We start from the raw sequence: 1443 nt of genomic DNA on the forward strand, positions 1-1443 counted from the left end.
GGCCCTTCACAGATGAGCATGGGTAGTGGGGTGCGCGCGGGCTTCTCGAGGGGTGTGTTGTGAGGGCTGGGTAGAGGTCGAGGCCTCCAGGATGGGTAGCGACCAAGCAACCTGATCCATGAAGGCCTCGACGTGTCTCATGCTATCTGCGCGCCCGCGTGCGCGCTCTTCGACCTGTCCGATGTCCACGTGCTCGCCGTCGAGCGTGGTCCGCGCTCGTTCACCCTGGCCGTGGAGACAGTGCCGGCGCTGGTGGGGTGTCCGTCCTGCGGTGTGCTCGCCTCCGGTCATGGCCGGCGGCAGGTCCTGCTCCACGACCTGCCCTGTGCTGGGGTGCCGGTGCGGGTTCGTTGGCGCAAGCGGATCTACCGCTGCCGGGAGGATGCCTGTGAGGTCACGACGTTCAGCGAGGTCCATGAGCTGGCCGCGCCGCGGGGCAAGCTCACCACCCGCGCGATCGCCTGGGCGGTGGGCCAGCTGCGTTCCCACGACATCGCGGTTTCGGCGCTGGCCGAGATGCTCGGGGTTGCCTGGAACACCGTCTGGGACGCCGTCGCCCCGGTCATCGAGGACCAGTTGGCCGCGGAGGATCGGCTGGCCGGGGTGGACGCTCTCGGGGTCGACGAGCACGTCTGGCGCCACGTCGGTCCGCCCGGGACCGGGCTGGTCACCGGCATCGTGGACCACTCCCGCGGTGAGGACGGCCGACCCCGAGCCCGGCTGCTGGACCTGGTGAAGGGCCGCACCGGGGCCGCCTACAGCGACTGGCTCACCGAACAAGGGCCGACCTTCACGAGCGGGATCCGCACCGCGACCCTGGACCCGTTCCACGGCTACGCCAACGCCATCCGCGACGAGCTCCCCGAGGCCATCACGGTGCTCGACGCCTTCCACGTCGTCAAGCTCGGCGGCCAAGTCGTCGGCGACGTCCGCCGCAGGGTGCAGCAGGACACCCTGGGCCACCGTGGGAGGGCCGGAGACCCGCTCTACGGCATCCGCCGGACCTTGCAGATCGGCGCCGAGCACCTCACGCCCAAGCAGATCACCCGCCTGAACGCGAAGCTGGCGGCCGGGGACCCGCGCCATGAAGTCACCCTCGCCTGGCACTGCTACCAGAAGTTGCGCGCCGTCTACCACGCCCGCCCCGAGCAAGGGCGCCGGCTCGTTGCCGAGATCCTCGCTGCGTTCCCCACCTGCCCGATCCCGGAGATCGCCCGGCTCGGGCGGACCCTGCGCCGCTGGAGGGCCGCGATCCTGGCCTACTTCGACACCGCCGGCGCCTCGAACGGCCCCACGGAGGCGATCAACGGCGTCATCGAAACGATGCGCCGAGTCGCCCGCGGCTTCCGGAACTTCGACAACTACCGGCTACGTGCCCTGCTCGCCGCCGGTGGCCACCGGCCCTGGCGAAAGGCTCCTACCCATGCTCATCTGTGAAGGGCC

The 1443-nt window shown here is 70.5% G+C and carries 1 protein-coding gene; it reads left to right on the forward strand.

Annotated features, from left to right (window positions below):
• Positions 1-111 precede the first annotated feature (111 nt).
• Entirely contained in the window at positions 112-1437 is a 1326-nt protein-coding gene (locus E7Z53_RS19830) for an ISL3 family transposase (RefSeq protein WP_440941492.1), read from the forward strand.
• Positions 1438-1443: the final 6 nt, after the last annotated feature.

The sequence above is a fragment of the Kocuria salina genome, assembly GCF_013368965.1.
Classification (GTDB): Bacteria; Actinomycetota; Actinomycetes; order Actinomycetales; family Micrococcaceae; genus Kocuria; species Kocuria rosea.